Here is a 408-nt window from a genome sequence, read left to right as displayed (position 1 = left end):
CTTCATAATTCTATGCATCATACGCCGCTCTCGAATACTAAGCTCACGTATGGTCAATTCAATTTGATAGAGCGGATCGGTCTCAATCTGCTCAAAGAGTTCCTTTTCTGTTTCGTCCATATAATCAAACATGATAGATTCATATTCACCTGTCCGCACAGAATTTCTGTTTCCTTTTGGAGCACCACCAGTATTCCCTTTAGCGTTTTGGTTACCTGGCGGTGCTTTCCCACCTTTATTGCCTTTAGCGTTTTTACTCCCTTTTGGAGCACCAGGGCGTTTAGTAACGTTACCATTGGTTTTTTCTTTCGGTTTAGTAACGTTACCATTCAATTTCTCATCCCAAGAGTCTTGGTTCTTCCATTTGCGGATAAGCGATTGTGAACACTCTAATTCTTCAGCAATGTC

1 protein-coding gene is annotated in these 408 nt (G+C 41.4%); it reads right to left on the bottom strand.

Annotation, left to right across the window (positions count from 1 at the left end; genetic code table 11):
* Nucleotides 1–408: phage terminase small subunit-related protein (locus R0J87_RS18680; RefSeq protein WP_498888070.1), on the bottom strand; the 408-nt coding region annotated here is incomplete at both ends.

It is taken from the genome of Halomonas sp. SIMBA_159 (assembly GCF_046536035.1).
GTDB classification, from domain to species: domain Bacteria; phylum Pseudomonadota; class Gammaproteobacteria; order Pseudomonadales; family Halomonadaceae; genus Vreelandella; species Vreelandella venusta_A.
This window is presented reverse-complemented; position numbering and strand designations above follow the sequence as displayed.